A 13,443-nucleotide genomic window follows, 5' to 3' on the forward strand; every position below is an offset into this window, starting at 1 on the left:
CGCACCCGCAGCCGAAGAGCCACCCGCGGCCGAAGAGGCACCCGCGGCCGAAGGGCTACCCGCGGTCGAAGAGCCACCCGCGGCCGAAGGGCTACCCGCAGCCGCAGGAGCCGCGTACCACCAGCCTCGACGGGAACGTCTTCAGGCGCTCCCGCCGGGAGCCGGCCACCCGCAGCCCGTCGTCCAGCACCAGGTCCACCGCGGCGCGCGCCATCGCCGGCCGGTCCGACGCGATCGTCGTCAGCGGCGGATCCGCCAGCGCCGCCTCCTTGATGTCGTCGAAGCCGGCCACCGCCAGCTCCCCCGGCACGTCGAGCCGCAGCTCCCGCGCCGCCCTCAGCACGCCGAGCGCCTGGTCGTCGGTGGAGCAGAAGACCGCCGGCGGCCGGTCGGGCCCGGCCAGCACCTCCAGCGCCACCTTGTACGCGTCGTACCGGTTGTACGGCGCCTCGAACAGCCGCCCCTCCGTGGGCAGCCCCGCCTCCGCCATCGCCCGCTTCCAGCCCTCGACGTGGTCGGAGACCGGGTCGCCGACGGCCGGGGTGTCGGCCGTACCGCCCATACAGGCCACGTACTCGTAGCCGTGCTCCAGCAGGTGGCGCACCGCGAGCTGGGCGCCGCCCAGGTCGTCCGTGACCACGGCCACGTCGTCGATCGCCTCGGGCCGCTCGTGCAGCAGCACCACCCGGGCGTCCCAGGCGTCGATCTCGGCGGCGGCCAGGTCGTTGAGCGCGTGGGAGACGAGGATGAGGCCGGAGACCCGCATCCCGAGGAACGCGCGCAGATAGTGGACCTCGCGCTCGGCGACGTAGTCGGTGTTGCCGACCAGCACCATTTTCCCGCGCTCGGACGCGGCCTGCTCGACCGCGTGCGCCATCTCGCCGAAGAACGGCTGGCGGGCGTCCGGGATGATCAGGCCTATGAGGTCGGTGCGCCGGGAGGCCATCGCCTGGGCGACCCGGTCGGGCCGGTACCCCAGTTCCTTGATCGCGGCGAGAACACGCTCGCGCGTTGCCGGGGCGACCGGCCGGGGTCCGTTGTTGATGACATAGCTGACCACGGCGGTGGAAGTCCCCGCCAGCCGCGCCACATCATCCCGAGTCACCTTGGCCACGCGCGGAGTCTACGCGGATGGACCCGCGCTGGGCAGGGCGAACCGGTGCTTCGCTTGCGGGAGCAATGCCCCGTCCGGGCGACGGCCATGCCTCGCCCGGACGACGGACTACGCCTCCGCGGACACCTCGACCTCGCTCAGGGCGGCCGATGCGTCCGCATCCGCCGCCTTTGCGCGGTCGGCCCGCGCCTCCCGCGCCTTGGCCTCGTCACCGGCACGCTCGCCCTTCTCGGGCGTAACGAATCGATAACCGACGTTCCGGACGGTGCCGATCAGGGACTCGTGCTCGACGCCGAGCTTGGCGCGCAGCCGTCGTACGTGCACGTCGACGGTCCGGGTGCCGCCGAAGTAGTCGTACCCCCAGACCTCCTGGAGCAGCTGTGCGCGAGTGAACACCCGGCCCGGGTGCTGGGCCAGGTATTTCAGCAGCTCGAACTCCTTGAAGGTGAGGTCGAGGACCCGGCCCTTGAGCTTCGCGCTGTACGTCGCCTCGTCGACCGAGAGGTCGCCGTTGCGGATCTCCATGGGGGAGTCGTCGGCGACGATCTGCTGGCGGCCCATGGCGAGCCGCAGCCGCGCCTCGACCTCGGCGGGGCCCGCGGTGTCGAGGAGCACGTCGTCGATGCCCCAGTCGGCGGTGACGGCGGCGAGACCGCCCTCGGTGACGACCAGGACCAGCGGGCAGCCGGGGCCGGTGGACCGCAGCAGCTGGCACAGGCTGCGCACCTGCGGCAGATCGCGGCGGCCGTCGATGAGGATGACGTCGGCACCCGGGGTGTCGACGAGGGCGGGGCCTTCGGCCGGGGCCACCCGCACGTTGTGCAGGAGCAGGCCGAGGGCCGGCAGCACCTCCGTAGACGGCTGGAGGGCGTTGGTCAGGAGCAGCAGAGAACTCATTTGTCTGGTTCCTCCTCGGTCCCTGCGAGGACTGTGTGCAATGACACTGCGCTGCGCTCCCGAGTCCCCGTACCTCGGCGGTCACCTGGAGTTTCCCGCTTCGTATACAGCTCTTCCGAAAGCACAAAAGGACCCGGTGGCGGCGTCGCCCGAGTCCTCTGCCCAGCAGAATAGCCCACATGAGCAACGGTCCGGCAGGTCATGTGGGCAGTTCCACCGTTCGTCCGCACTGTGAGACAAGCAGAAGCACCCCTATCCGGACGTTTCTGCGCACCGCCGACGGTGTTTCCGTCGATTCCGTATACGATCCCGCCTCCGTCGTATACGACAGCTCGCCGCCACTCGCCCGTGACCTGGTGTTCGTCATGGCCCACGGTTTCACGGGAGACGTGGACCGGCCACACGTACGACGGGTGGTGGCCGCGCTCGCGGATTACGGCCCGGTGGTCAGCTTCTCCTTCCGGGGCCACGGCCGCTCCGGCGGCCGTACCACCGTCGGCGACCGCGAGGTGCTCGACCTGGACGCGGCGGTGGCCTGGGCGCGCGGCTTCGGGCACACCCGCGTGGTGACCGTCGGCTTCTCGATGGGCGGTTCGGTGGTGCTGCGGCACGCGGCGCTGCACGGCGGGGTGGACGCCGTCGTCTCGGTCTCGTCCCCGGCCCGCTGGTACTACCGGGGCACCGCCCCCATGCGCCGCCTGCACTGGCTGGTCACCCGGCCCGAGGGCCGGCTGGTCGGCCGCTACGGCTTCCACACCCGCATCCACCACCGCGACTGGGACCCGGTGCCGCTGTCCCCGGTGGAGGCGGTGCCGAGGATCGCCTCCACCCCGTTGCTGGTCGTGCACGGCGACAGCGACGGCTACTTCCCCGTCGACCACCCGCAGATGCTGGCCACGGCGGCGGGCGGCGCCGCGGAGCTGTGGCTGGAGCCGGGCATGGGCCACGCCGAACACGCGGCGGACGACCGGCTGCTGGCCAGGATCGGCGACTGGGCGGTCGCGCGGGCGGGCTAGCCTGACCCTGTACACAGCCGAACCCGAAGGAAATCCGATGCCCAAGGTCACGGTGCGCTACTGGGCCGCCGCGAAGGCCGCCGCCGGTGTCGCCGAGGAGCCGTACGAAGCGGACACCCTCGCCGCGGCGCTGACCGCCGTGCGCACGCGACACCCCGGTGAACTGGCGCGGGTCCTGCGGCGTTGCTCCTTCCTCATCGACGGTGACCCCGTGGGCAGGCGCGAGCATGAGACGGTACGGCTGGCCGAGGGCGGCACGGTCGAGGTGCTCCCGCCGTTCGCAGGAGGGTGAGCGAGAGCGATGAGCAACCAGCCGTACGAGGGCTACGACCCTTACCAGCAGCCCCAGCAGCCCCAGCAGCCCCAGCAGTGGGGGTACGACGAGCAGCAGTACGCCACTCAGCAGTGGCAGGGCCAGACCTGGGAGACGCAGACGCACGCCCCGGTCCCGGCGGCCGCGGAGACGGCGTACATGCCGCCGCAGTCCTACGAACGGCCGTACGTCGCGGAACAGCCCCAGCAGCCCCAGCAGCCGTCGCAGCCGCAGGCGTACGCCGCTCAGCCGGCCCCCGTCGCCACCCCGGCCGCCGCGTCCGCGCCCGCCGCGTCCGCGCCCGCCGAGTCCGACCAGGGCTACGGTCCCGCGACCCTCGCCGGCAACGCGCGCATCACGGACGCGCAGCGGGCCCGGCTGGAGGGCCGCTCGCCGATCATCGAACCGGGCATGCAGCCGGCGCTGCTCACCGCGCTGCTCGGCCTGCTGCTGGCGGCGACGGCGCCGGTCTCCTCGTACGCGTTGGTCGTCCCCCTGGTGGTCCTCCAGGCGGTCACGGCGGCGGGCTGGTTCCGGCTGAACGGCATGTGGCCCGCCCGGCAGGGCATCGCCCTGGCCTTCCTCGGCGGTGTGACGGCGGACGTGGCGGTGCTCGTCGCGGGCCGCGACCAGGCGCCGGCGGCGATCCTCGGCCCGCTGGGCGTCTGGGTCCTGCTCACCCTGGTCCTCCAGCTCCGCTCGCACGCGGACCCCGACACCCGTATGTACGGCCTGATGGCCACGGTCGCGTCCTCCGCGCTGGCGATCATCGCGACGGGTTACCTGGGCGCGGACCCGGACACGGTGTCGGTGGGCGCGGCGGCGGTCGCGGTGGCCGTCCTCGCGAGGGCGCTGCCGCTGCCGACCCCGGCGTCGGTGGTGGTCGCGCTGCTCGCGGCGGCCGGTGCGGGTATCGCGGTGGGCGGTATGACGGGCGTCGGTACGAGGGGTGCGCTGATCGGGGCGGCGGCGGGGGTCTGCGCCCTCATCGGCCACCGGGCGGCGAGCTACGACTACCCGTCCAGGTTCGTCCACTTCACAGCAGGCGTGGCCCTCCCCCTGACGGCAGCGGCCCCCGCCATCTGGATCCTGCACTGACGGCTGCCACAGCCGGGTAGTTCACCGACCGCGGGTGCGTGGGGGGCTGATCGCGCAGTTCCCCGCGCCCCTAAAAGCAGGGCGTCGGTGTGAGCGCCCCTTCAGGGGCGCGGGGAACTGCGCGATCAGCCCCCACCGGCCCGCAGCCGACATGCGACCTCGGTGCCCCTACTGTCACAGGTGGTCGACAATCCCCGGTGTCCCCGTTCCCGCAGGGCTAGCGTGGGCAGGCGAGAGGGAACTGCCGGATCCGTCGACCCCTGGGGACCCCACCACATGCGCGCCCTGCGAATACTCCTGATCGTCGTCGTGATCCTCGGCATCCTCTTCGTGGTCGTCGACCGCGTCGCCGTGCACTTCGCCGAGGGCGAGGCCGCCGGCAAGCTGAGGACGACGGAGGACCTGGCGAGCACTCCCGACGTCTCCATCAAGGGCTTCCCGTTCCTCACCCAGGTCGCGAGCGGCACCCTGGACGACGTCGAGGTCGGCATCAAGGACTACGACGCGGCCACCGGCACCGCAGGCAGGACCATCCGCATCGAGGACCTGAACGCCGACATGAAGGACGTCAGCTTCACCGGCGACTACAGCTCCGCCACCGCCCGCACCGCCACCGGCAGCGCGCTGATCTCCTACAGCGAGCTGCTGAAGAACGTGGACACCCAGCCCACCGACCTCGGCCTCGGCTTCACCGGCAGGGTCGTCGGTCTCGCCGACGGCGGCAACGGCAAGATCAAGGTCACCCTCGACCTCACCGTCCCCGGCGTCGACGCCCACCAGAAGGTGCCCGTGCTCAGCTCGGTCACGGTGAAGGACAACTCCGTCGAGGTGCACGCCGACAGCCTCCCCAAACTCGCCGGGGTCACCCTCGTGGAGAACCGCTTCCGGCAGGCCTCCGACTTCCAGCAGGCGATCGACCAGCTCCCCGGCGGTGTCCGGCTGGACAAGGTGGAGGCCGTGCAGGACGGTGTGAAGATCGCGGTGAAGGGTTCGAACGTCAAGCTGGCCGGGTAGGAAGCGCCACGGCGACGCCCCGGTCGGCCGGCCACGGCGGTCCAGCTGGCGAGACGGTGGTGTCCGTACCGCAGATGTGACGACGGGTGCGGACGCCCGCCGGCCCCTCGGCGCGCGCCCGGACGGGCGTACCGTCCCACAATTCGGACGATCGTGTCTCAACATGCGACATGCCGGTGACATGCCCGGTTATCCGTCCCTACGATCGGGCGTTATGAAGCGACAGGCGGATCTCACGAAGCGGCGGGCAGTCGACCTGTGCCGCGTCGCCGCCATGCTCTGTCGCCCCTTCTGACGTGGAGGCCGCTGCCTCCGCATCCCCCTGCCCTCCCATGCCGAGGGCATCCGTGCGCCCCGCCGCGCACCACCCGCACTCGCCACACCCCGCCGCAACTGCCCCGGAGGAGAGAAGAGCATGAGCCGCAGCGACGTCCTGGTCGACGCCGACTGGGTCCAGGAGAACCTGGACAACCCGGAGATCGCGATCGTGGAGGTGGACGAGGACACGTCCGCCTACGAGAAGAACCACATCCGCAACGCGATCCGCATCGACTGGACCAAGGACCTTCAGGACCCGGTCCGCCGCGACTTCATCGACCAGGAGGGCTTCGAGAAGCTCCTGTCGGCGAAGGGCATCGCCAACGACACGCTGGTGATCCTCTACGGCGGCAACAACAACTGGTTCGCGTCCTACGCCTACTGGTACTTCAAGCTCTACGGCCACGAGAACGTGAAGCTTCTCGACGGCGGCCGCAAGAAGTGGGAGCTGGACGCCCGCGAGCTGGTCGAGGAGGTCCCGGAGCGCCCGGAGACCACCTACACCGCCAAGCCGCAGAACACCGCCATCCGCGCCTTCCGCGACGACGTCGTGGCGGCCATCGGCTCGCAGAACCTCGTCGACGTGCGGTCCCCCGACGAGTTCTCCGGCAAGCTGCTCGCCCCGGCCCACCTGCCGCAGGAGCAGTCGCAGCGTCCGGGCCACGTCCCGTCCGCCCGCAACATCCCGTGGTCGAAGAACGCCAACGACGACGGCACCTTCAAGTCGGACGACGAGCTCAAGGAGCTCTACGCCGAGGAGCAGGTGGACCTCGCCAAGGACACCATCGCGTACTGCCGTATCGGTGAGCGCTCGGCCCTGACCTGGTTCGTCCTGCACGAGCTGCTCGGCGTCGAGAACGTCAAGAACTACGACGGCTCCTGGACCGAGTACGGCAGCCTCGTCGGCGTCCCGATCGAGCTCGGCGCCAACAAGTAGGCCACGCGCGAGCCCCCGCACGTCCCCTCAGACCGACCTTTCAAGACCTCAACAGGAGTAACGCATGTGTGGAGCGAAGGCCGGCGGCCCGGACCCCTCGACGATCAAGCCCGGTGAGACCACGATCCAGGGTCAGGTGACCCGCGACGGCGAGCCGGTGGTGGGCTACGTCCGCCTCCTGGACTCGACCGGCGAGTTCACCGCGGAGGTCCCGACCTCCGCCACCGGACAGTTCCGCTTCTACGCGGCGGAGGGCACCTGGACCGTCCGCGCCCTCGTTCCCGGCGGTACCGCCGACCGCACGGTCGTCGCCCAGCAGGGCGGCCTCGCCGAGGTCGCGATCGCGGTCTGAGGACAGCGGCGCCGGCGACGCCGGCACCGACAGCACCACGGCCAGGGGCCGCGGCCCGGGTTTCCGACCCGGGCCGCGGCCCCTGCGCCGTGTCGGGGCGCCGGACCTACTCTGGAGTCATGCTGGCTCGTCGGCGTCGTACCTACTTCGTCATGATGGGGATCTGCATCGGGCTCTTCGTCCTGGCGTGGGGAGTCGTGCGCATCTGGTCCGTCCCCGTCGCGGTGGGCATGTGCGTGGTGGCCATGGTCATCCCGCCGGTCGCCGCGATGGTGGCGAACCGTCGCGGTCCCGACGACCGCTGGTGGGACGACCCGTCCGGTGATCCCGAGTCCGACGAGTGGTGGGACGAGCTGGACGGCAAGAAGCCCCCGCGGCCCTGAGCCGGTCCCGGCGGAGGCCGGGCGCCTACCGGAACGCGGCCGCGTTGCGCCGGGCCCACTCGGCGAAGGCCCGGGGCGGGCGGCCCAGCACCGCGGCCACGTCCGGGCTGAGCCGGAGTTCGGCCGCGGTGGGCTCACCGAGCACGGCCAGCGTCGTCTCCAGCACCGGCTCCGGCATGAACGCCGCCATCCGCTCCCGCGCCGCCGCCCGGCTCAGCTCCACGAACCGCACCGGCTCACCGAGGGCCGCCCCGATCGCCGCGGCCTGCTGCCGGGGCGTGACGGCGGCCGGCCCGTTCAGCTCGTAGACCCTGCCGGTGTGCTCGTCCTTGCGCAGGGCCGTGGCGGCCACCTCGCCGACGTCCGCCGGATCGACGACGGGCAGCCCGACGTCCCCGAACGGCGCGGCCACGGTGCGCTCGGCGCGCACCGACTCCGCCCAGGCGAAGGCGTTGGACGCGAAACCGCCGGGGCGCAGGATCGTCCAGCCCAGGTCCGAGGCGCGCACCGCCTCCTCGACCGCGCGCATCAGCCCGCCGTGCGAGGGCGACTCCGGCCTGGTCACCACGCCCTGCGAGGAGAGCAGCACCACCCGCCGCACCCCGGCCTCCCGTGCCAGGTCCAGCACGGCCCGCGCGTCGAGGCCGTGCCCGCCCGTGCCGCCGTCGTGCAGGAACAGCGCCTCGGCACCCTCGAAGGCGGCCCGCAGGCTCCCCGGCTCGGCCAGATTCCCGCGCCGGTGCACCACCCCGTCCGGCAGTTCCACCGGAGCCGTGCCCCGCGAGACCGCCGTCACCCGCTCCCCGGCCTCCGCCAGGGTCCGCACCAGCGACCGTCCGACGTTCCCGGTCGCACCCGTCACCACGATCATGCTCAACTCCCGTGTTCCGCCGGTGTCTTCAGCGATGACAGGGACGCTAACAGCGTCGATATAGTAGGTACCTACAGGAAAGTGACTACCTCGGAGGGGTGTACTGACCGATGGAGACCGACCCCGAGCTGGCCTGCCCGATCTCCCCGGTCGTGGACATCGTGTTCAGCCGCTGGACCACACCGGTCCTCTGGTCGCTGCACACCTTCGGCCGCCACCGTTTCGTGGAGCTGGAGCGGCGCATCACGGGCATCACCCCGAAGGTGCTCACCCAGCGCCTGCGCCGGCTGGAGCGGGACGGCCTGGTCGTGCGCACCTACCACCCCGAGGTGCCGCCCCGCGTCGAGTACGAGATCAGCGAACTCGGCACCACCCTCGCCCCGCTCTTCGCCCACCTCGCCGACTGGGCCGGCACCAACCTCGGCCAGGTCGAGCAGGCCCGGCAGCGCTACGACGACGCGGGCGGCCCCCGCTCCTAGCGCCGCCCCGGCGTCCCTAGTAGACGAGCGCCTGCGTGCCCTCGGCCATCGCCTCCTGCACGAACACCTGCGCGCCGGCGATCCGTACGCCCTCGATCACGTCCTTCTCCGTGATGTCCCGGCGGGCCGCGCACTGGGTGCACAGGGTGAGCGTGCCGCCCGCCAGGATCGAGTCGACCAGGTCGGGCAGCGGCGCGGCGTGCGGCAGCTCGAACTCGGCCGCCCGCCCCGGCAGCGCGAACCACGCGGACTCCCCGGTCAGCCACATCGACACCTCGACGCCGCTGGCCACCGCCACCGCCGCCACCGTGAACGCCTGCGAGCACCGCTCGGGGGCGTCCGCCCCGGCCGTCACCTTGATCACGAGCTTCTTAGCCATGCCCGCAGCGTAATCCGGCGGTCGCGGTCACGTACGGCACGTACCGGCGCGCTGGTGCTGGCGCAGCAGGACGTTCGCGTCGACGGCCGCGCTGTGGTCGTACGCGACGAGCGCGCTCTCCCGCCGGTCGCCCAGCTCCGCGCACTCGGCGCAGCCGGGCACCGGCCGGGGTGGCCGGCTGAGGTCCTCCGGATCCGGTGGTACGGACCGGGTACGGTCGTTCGCCGCGCGTACGCCGGCGCTGATCCGCTCCCTGTCGGTGGCGGGCCGTAGCGTCGCGGGATCCGCCTCCCACTCTCTGCCGCCGCCGACGGGACGCAGTATCGCGTACGGCCCCGACCGGTCCCGGTACTCGCCGACCTGGTCGGTGGCGGTGTCGTAGAGCAGGGTTCCGGGCTCCATGGCATTTGCTCCTTTCGTCCAACATCTATACGAAATGCGAGAGTTGGACTACTCTGCGTGTCGAGGCTGCTACGAGCATGGCCCGGGAGCGGGGTAGGCACGCCGATGAGGTGCGGTTCTTCCCCGTCTGGCGGCGCTAATTCCATAAATTCCATGTGGCGTGGGAGGGGTGCGATGCCGCAGAGGCGGGTGGTGACGGGCCGAAGCCAGGAGCCCCGGCAGCGGTTCGCGGAGGAACTGCGGCTGCTGCGGGCGGAACGGGGCGTGAGCCTGCGGGAACTGGCCGGCGAACTGGGCTGGGACGCGTCCAACTTCGGAAAGATGGAGAGCGGGCGGAGCCTGGGCAGCCCGGAGGTCGTGGAGGCGCTGGACCAGTACTACGGGACACCCGGCTTATTGCTGGCCCTGTGGGAGCTGGCGGTCGGCGACCCGTCGCAGTTCAAGGAGCAGTACCGGCGGTACATGGTGCTGGAAGCGGAGGCCGTCAGCCTGTGGCAGTACTCCGTCAGCAGGCCTCCGGGGCTGCTTCAGACGGCCGGGTACGCACGTGAGGCGCTCACGGCCGGTGGTCTGAAGGACGAGGAGTTGCACCAGCAGGTCGAGGCGCGAATCGGCCGTCGGACCGTGCTGGAGGGAGCTGACGCACCGCCGTTCCGCGTCATTCTCTTCGAGGCGGCGCTGCGCAATTCGCTGCGTGATCAGCAGGATTGGCGCGTACAGCTGGAGTATCTGCTGGAGGCTGCGGAGCGCCCCAACATCAGCCTCCATGTGCTGCCGTTCGGTACCGGACTGCACGGCTTGGACAGCACCGACACCATGTTCCTACGGTTGCTGGACGGCCGCACCGTCGCCTATGCAGAGAACGACGTACGGGGCGAACTCATCGAAGAAACAGGCAGGGTTGAGCGTCTGCACCGCACATATGATGACGTACGTGACCGGGCTCTGCCCCCCGGTGAGTCGCGGACGTTCATCTTGCGAGTGTTGGAGGAAGTGCCGTGCGAGCCATCGACCCAAGCCATGTGACGTGGCGCAAGAGCAGCTACAGCAACTCCGACGGTGGCAACTGCCTCGAAGTCGCCGCCGGTCACCCCTCTCACGTCCCCGTGCGTGACAGCAAAGCTCCCTCCTACGGGACCCTTCTCTTCGAAGCCTCGGCCTGGGCTGCCTTCGTGGACGGGGTCAGGCAGGGGCGGTAGGCGGCGGCCGCCACCTGTGTGAACGAACGCAGCAGCGGGTTTCCGTCGCCTTCACGCCAGGCCAGCACCACCCGGCTGGGCGCCATGTCGCTGACCGGTACCACCACGAGCCCGTCGCCGGGGTCGTGGCCGGCCAGGGTCATGCCGACCGTGCCGTTCCACAGCACCGCCTGCCGGCATTCCTGAACCGCACGCACCACCGGCCCCTCCCGCTCCTCCCCGCCGCTCCAGTACGACTGCCACTGCCCGTCCGTGCCGTCCGGGAACCGGAACCACCGCCGGCCGGCCAGATCGGCGAGCCGCAGGCTCTCCCGGCGGGCCTGCGGATCGTCGGCGCGCAGCAGCGCACCCACCGGGTCGGCCCGCAACTCCCTTACCGTCAGCCCGGTTTCGTCGAAGGGGGCCCGGGTCAGGGCGATGTCCACGGCGCCCGCGTGCAGCCCGCAGGTGGGATCCGTGAGGTCGGTCTCGCGGACGTGGATCTCGACGCCCGGGTGGCGGGCGCGGAAGGCGCGGGCCAGCCGGGTCACACCGGGGTCCGTGCTGTCGCCGAGCAGCCCGACCGTGAGGACGGCCGCCCCGGCCGCCACGGCGACGCGGACGCGCAGCGTGTCGGCCCGGTCGAGCAGCGCACGCGCCTCGGCGAGCAGGACCGCCCCGACGGGGGTGAGAGCGACCCCGGCCGACGAGCGCTCGAGGAGCACGGCCCCGGTCTCCGCCTCCAGCGCCTTGATCGCACGGCTCAGCGGGGGCTGGCTCATGTGGAGCCGTGCGGCGGCCCGGCCGAAGTGGAGTTCCTCGGCGACGGCCACGAAATAGCGCAGCGTCCGTAGCTCCATGCGGCCACGATACCGATCGGGTATCGAGGCGGCGGAACAGGTCTTGGACAGCGGTACCGCCCCGGCCGTCGAATCGGGGCATGACGACTCACGACGACATCCACCCTGACATCCCGGCGGTCTCCGTGGTCGGCCCCGACGACGGAGAGGTGCTGGTCCTCGGCACCACCCGCATGCGCGTCCTGGAGGACGGCCGCACCACCGGCCACCGCCTCGGCCTCGCCGAGTCCGTGCTCGCACCGCACACCCCGGGGCCGCCACAGCACCGTCACGCGCGGCACGACGAAGGCTTCTACGTCATCTCCGGCTCGGTGCGGTTCACGGTCGGGGACGACGACTACGACGCCACGGCCGGCACGCTCGTCATGGTCCCGCCCGGCGCCCCGCACACCTTCGCCAACGTCACCGACGCACCCGCCGTCATGCTCAGCACGTTCACGCCCGACCTGTACGTGCAGTACTTCCGGGACCTGCGGGACATGTTCGCGGCCGGTACGGCACCGACCCGGCAGGCGAACATCGAGGTGATGGGCCGCTACGCCACCGAGCCCGCCGCCTCATGAGAACCGCGTACTGGATCCTGGCCGGTCCCCTCGCGCTCTTCTACCTCTATGCGGGCGGGCTGAAGGCGGTGCGGAGCCGCGAGGCGCTGCGGCCGATGATGGCGTGGGTGGACGACCTGCCGATGGCGGCCGTGCGGGCGATCGGCGCCGTCGAGGTGCTGGGCGCGGTCGGCCTGCTCCTGCCGCCGCCGACCGGGATCGCGCCCTGGGCGGCGACGGCCGCCGCAGCCGGGTTCGTCCTCCTCCAACTCGGCGCGATCGGAGTCCACCTGAGGATGGGGGACCGCCAACTCGTCCTGAACGCGGGGCTGCTGATCGTGGCGGCGGCGACCTGTCCGCTCGCGGCGGTGTCCTGATCGTGATCAATCGCTGTACAACTCAGTGACCGGGCCATGAGTCTCCTGTGCGGCGCGGATCGAGGAACCCGCGCCTCCGTTCGCACAGGGGGACCCCTTGGAGACACCAGAAGCGCCACCCGACACACCGCCCGCGAGACGTGCCCGAGGCCGTACGGCCGCCCTGATCGCCACCGCCGCCGTGCTCGGCGTCGTCGCGGGCACCTGTGTCGGCTACCTCGTCCAGGCCGACCGCGCGCCCACCGCCCTGCCGTCGCTCTCCCAGCCGTCCCTCGCGCAGGCGAAGGGCGCCGGTCCCGAGCCGCTGTCGGCGGCCCGGGACCGGAAGGTCAAGACCGACGGTGATCTGCGCAAACTGCTGCTGCGCAAGCCCGCCGGGGCCCGCAAGGCCCTGATCGAGGCGGGCGACGACGGGTGGATGGACCTGGCCGTGTACGCGGAGGAGTTCCAGAGCCCGGCCAACGCCTTCCGCCGGCTGGCCAAGCTGGACGAACTCCGCCGGGTGGCCGTCGTCGACTGGCGTGAGGACAGTACGTACACCGTGGAGATCCGGCTGGTCCAGTACCGCGAGACGGAGGTCGGCACGCAGGCCGCCGACGACGCGGGCGCCGGGTACGACAACGCCCAGCCGCCGGACGACCACGACACCGACGGCTGGCCGATACCCGGCACCGGCGACGGCATGGCGTACGTCCACCACAAGCCCGACACGAGCTACGGCGTGAGCCTGTACTCGGCGGAGGCGCACGCGTGGCGCGGGGACATCGCCATGGAGATCTGGATCTACGACACGAAGCCGATCCCGAAGGCGAAGGTCATGGATCTGGCGACGCGGCAGATGGAGCAGCTGTGAGCGAGCACCCGGAACCCCCGCAGAACCCCACACCGCCGAACCCCCCCACCGCCCCCGCCG

The 13,443-nt window shown here is 71.6% G+C and carries 19 protein-coding genes; 13 read left to right on the forward strand and 6 right to left on the reverse strand.

What is annotated here, in order from left to right; all coding sequences use genetic code 11:
• Window positions 1–91: 91 nt before the first annotated feature.
• Window positions 92–1,114, reverse strand: coding sequence for a LacI family DNA-binding transcriptional regulator (locus AAW13_RS26070; protein WP_046732518.1), 1,023 nt, complete (start codon window positions 1,112–1,114; stop codon window positions 92–94).
• Between the two features lie 108 nt (window positions 1,115–1,222).
• Window positions 1,223–2,011 (reverse strand): response regulator transcription factor, encoded by a 789-nt coding sequence (locus AAW13_RS26075; RefSeq protein WP_046732517.1) that lies wholly within the window; start codon window positions 2,009–2,011, stop codon window positions 1,223–1,225.
• Between the two features lie 179 nt (window positions 2,012–2,190).
• Here AAW13_RS26075 and AAW13_RS26080 point away from each other — a divergent pair, with 179 nt between their 5' ends.
• From AAW13_RS26080 to AAW13_RS26115, 7 genes are all read left to right on the forward strand, one after another.
• Entirely contained in the window at window positions 2,191–3,027 is an 837-nt protein-coding gene (locus AAW13_RS26080; RefSeq protein WP_071659688.1) for an alpha/beta hydrolase, read from the forward strand.
• Between the two features lie 37 nt (window positions 3,028–3,064).
• A complete protein-coding gene (locus AAW13_RS26085; protein ID WP_046732515.1) occupies window positions 3,065–3,319 on the forward strand; it encodes a MoaD/ThiS family protein in 255 nt (84 codons plus the stop codon).
• 9 nt (window positions 3,320–3,328) lie between these two features.
• Complete coding sequence (locus tag AAW13_RS26090; RefSeq protein WP_046732514.1) at window positions 3,329–4,438, forward strand: hypothetical protein; 1,110 nt, start codon at window positions 3,329–3,331, stop codon at window positions 4,436–4,438.
• 276 nt (window positions 4,439–4,714) lie between these two features.
• The gene (locus tag AAW13_RS26095; RefSeq protein WP_046732513.1) at window positions 4,715–5,452 is read left to right on the forward strand and encodes an LmeA family phospholipid-binding protein; all 738 of its coding nucleotides are present in this window, start codon (window positions 4,715–4,717) and stop codon (window positions 5,450–5,452) included.
• Between the two features lie 415 nt (window positions 5,453–5,867).
• On the forward strand, window positions 5,868–6,707 hold the full coding sequence (locus AAW13_RS26105) for a sulfurtransferase (protein WP_046732512.1): 840 nt from the start codon (window positions 5,868–5,870) through the stop codon (window positions 6,705–6,707).
• A 64-nt stretch (window positions 6,708–6,771) separates the two neighbouring features.
• A complete protein-coding gene (locus tag AAW13_RS26110; RefSeq protein WP_046732511.1) occupies window positions 6,772–7,059 on the forward strand; it encodes a DUF1416 domain-containing protein in 288 nt (95 codons plus the stop codon).
• Window positions 7,060–7,178: 119 nt separating this feature from the next.
• Window positions 7,179–7,442: a DUF3099 domain-containing protein gene (locus tag AAW13_RS26115; RefSeq protein WP_046732510.1), complete on the forward strand. Its 264-nt coding sequence runs from the start codon at window positions 7,179–7,181 to the stop codon at window positions 7,440–7,442.
• 25 nt (window positions 7,443–7,467) lie between these two features.
• On the opposite strand, the gene AAW13_RS26120 is transcribed toward AAW13_RS26115, so the two are convergent.
• Window positions 7,468–8,313, reverse strand: coding sequence for an SDR family oxidoreductase (locus AAW13_RS26120; RefSeq protein ID WP_046732509.1), 846 nt, complete (start codon window positions 8,311–8,313; stop codon window positions 7,468–7,470).
• Between the two features lie 110 nt (window positions 8,314–8,423).
• On the opposite strand from AAW13_RS26120, the gene AAW13_RS26125 reads away from it, so the two are divergent.
• Window positions 8,424–8,792 carry a winged helix-turn-helix transcriptional regulator gene (locus tag AAW13_RS26125; protein WP_046732508.1) on the forward strand — a complete coding sequence of 123 codons (369 nt, stop codon included), beginning with the start codon at window positions 8,424–8,426 and terminating at the stop codon, window positions 8,790–8,792.
• A 16-nt stretch (window positions 8,793–8,808) separates the two neighbouring features.
• Here AAW13_RS26125 and AAW13_RS26130 read toward each other — a convergent pair whose 3' ends face one another.
• Complete coding sequence (locus AAW13_RS26130; RefSeq protein WP_046732507.1) at window positions 8,809–9,171, reverse strand: DsrE family protein; 363 nt, start codon at window positions 9,169–9,171, stop codon at window positions 8,809–8,811.
• A gap of 27 nt (window positions 9,172–9,198) precedes the next feature.
• Window positions 9,199–9,573 (reverse strand): hypothetical protein, encoded by a 375-nt coding sequence (locus AAW13_RS26135; RefSeq protein ID WP_046732506.1) that lies wholly within the window; start codon window positions 9,571–9,573, stop codon window positions 9,199–9,201.
• A 174-nt stretch (window positions 9,574–9,747) separates the two neighbouring features.
• On the opposite strand from AAW13_RS26135, the gene AAW13_RS26140 reads away from it, so the two are divergent.
• Both AAW13_RS26140 and AAW13_RS26145 read left to right on the forward strand, forming a co-directional pair.
• Window positions 9,748–10,599 carry a helix-turn-helix domain-containing protein gene (locus AAW13_RS26140; protein ID WP_046732505.1) on the forward strand — a complete coding sequence of 284 codons (852 nt, stop codon included), beginning with the start codon at window positions 9,748–9,750 and terminating at the stop codon, window positions 10,597–10,599.
• Entirely contained in the window at window positions 10,596–10,772 is a 177-nt protein-coding gene (locus AAW13_RS26145) for a DUF397 domain-containing protein (protein WP_240528741.1), read from the forward strand. The genes AAW13_RS26140 and AAW13_RS26145 overlap by 4 nt, the downstream gene beginning before the upstream one ends.
• Here AAW13_RS26145 and AAW13_RS26150 read toward each other — a convergent pair.
• Window positions 10,703–11,611 carry a LysR family transcriptional regulator gene (locus AAW13_RS26150; RefSeq protein ID WP_079178975.1) on the reverse strand — a complete coding sequence of 303 codons (909 nt, stop codon included), beginning with the start codon at window positions 11,609–11,611 and terminating at the stop codon, window positions 10,703–10,705. The two genes, AAW13_RS26145 and AAW13_RS26150, sit on opposite strands and share 70 nt — an antisense overlap.
• Window positions 11,612–11,691: 80 nt before the next feature.
• Here AAW13_RS26150 and AAW13_RS26155 point away from each other — a divergent pair, with 80 nt between their 5' ends.
• The 3 genes from AAW13_RS26155 to AAW13_RS26165 all read left to right on the forward strand — a co-directional run bounded on the left by AAW13_RS26155 (window position 11,692) and on the right by AAW13_RS26165 (window position 13,383).
• On the forward strand, window positions 11,692–12,174 hold the full coding sequence (locus AAW13_RS26155; RefSeq protein ID WP_046732504.1) for a cupin domain-containing protein: 483 nt from the start codon (window positions 11,692–11,694) through the stop codon (window positions 12,172–12,174).
• On the forward strand, window positions 12,171–12,530 hold the full coding sequence (locus AAW13_RS26160; RefSeq protein WP_046732503.1) for a DoxX family protein: 360 nt from the start codon (window positions 12,171–12,173) through the stop codon (window positions 12,528–12,530). Before AAW13_RS26155 ends, AAW13_RS26160 begins: the two co-directional genes overlap by 4 nt.
• A 97-nt stretch (window positions 12,531–12,627) precedes the next feature.
• Window positions 12,628–13,383: a hypothetical protein gene (locus tag AAW13_RS26165; RefSeq protein ID WP_107483409.1), complete on the forward strand. Its 756-nt coding sequence runs from the start codon at window positions 12,628–12,630 to the stop codon at window positions 13,381–13,383.
• The last annotated feature ends 60 nt before the right edge of the window (window positions 13,384–13,443 follow it).

The sequence above is a fragment of the Streptomyces humi genome (assembly GCF_001005085.2).
In the GTDB taxonomy this organism is placed as follows: Bacteria; Actinomycetota; Actinomycetes; order Streptomycetales; family Streptomycetaceae; genus Streptomyces; species Streptomyces humi.

Excerpts from the sequence above, each read along its gene's own strand:
- AAW13_RS26075 (WP_046732517.1), bottom strand. The coding sequence starts at position 2,011 with ATGAGTTCTCTGCTGCTCCTGACCAACGCCCTCCAGCCGTCTACGGAG.
- AAW13_RS26080 (WP_071659688.1), top strand. The coding sequence starts at position 2,191 with ATGAGCAACGGTCCGGCAGGTCATGTGGGCAGTTCCACCGTTCGTCCG.
- AAW13_RS26085 (WP_046732515.1), top strand. The coding sequence starts at position 3,065 with ATGCCCAAGGTCACGGTGCGCTACTGGGCCGCCGCGAAGGCCGCCGCC.
- AAW13_RS26090 (WP_046732514.1), top strand. The coding sequence starts at position 3,329 with ATGAGCAACCAGCCGTACGAGGGCTACGACCCTTACCAGCAGCCCCAG.
- AAW13_RS26095 (WP_046732513.1), top strand. The coding sequence starts at position 4,715 with ATGCGCGCCCTGCGAATACTCCTGATCGTCGTCGTGATCCTCGGCATC.
- AAW13_RS26105 (WP_046732512.1), top strand. The coding sequence starts at position 5,868 with ATGAGCCGCAGCGACGTCCTGGTCGACGCCGACTGGGTCCAGGAGAAC.
- AAW13_RS26110 (WP_046732511.1), top strand. The coding sequence starts at position 6,772 with ATGTGTGGAGCGAAGGCCGGCGGCCCGGACCCCTCGACGATCAAGCCC.
- AAW13_RS26115 (WP_046732510.1), top strand. The coding sequence starts at position 7,179 with ATGCTGGCTCGTCGGCGTCGTACCTACTTCGTCATGATGGGGATCTGC.
- AAW13_RS26120 (WP_046732509.1), bottom strand. The coding sequence starts at position 8,313 with ATGATCGTGGTGACGGGTGCGACCGGGAACGTCGGACGGTCGCTGGTG.
- AAW13_RS26125 (WP_046732508.1), top strand. The coding sequence starts at position 8,424 with ATGGAGACCGACCCCGAGCTGGCCTGCCCGATCTCCCCGGTCGTGGAC.
- AAW13_RS26130 (WP_046732507.1), bottom strand. The coding sequence starts at position 9,171 with ATGGCTAAGAAGCTCGTGATCAAGGTGACGGCCGGGGCGGACGCCCCC.
- AAW13_RS26135 (WP_046732506.1), bottom strand. The coding sequence starts at position 9,573 with ATGGAGCCCGGAACCCTGCTCTACGACACCGCCACCGACCAGGTCGGC.
- AAW13_RS26140 (WP_046732505.1), top strand. The coding sequence starts at position 9,748 with ATGCCGCAGAGGCGGGTGGTGACGGGCCGAAGCCAGGAGCCCCGGCAG.
- AAW13_RS26150 (WP_079178975.1), bottom strand. The coding sequence starts at position 11,611 with ATGGAGCTACGGACGCTGCGCTATTTCGTGGCCGTCGCCGAGGAACTC.
- AAW13_RS26155 (WP_046732504.1), top strand. The coding sequence starts at position 11,692 with ATGACGACTCACGACGACATCCACCCTGACATCCCGGCGGTCTCCGTG.
- AAW13_RS26160 (WP_046732503.1), top strand. The coding sequence starts at position 12,171 with ATGAGAACCGCGTACTGGATCCTGGCCGGTCCCCTCGCGCTCTTCTAC.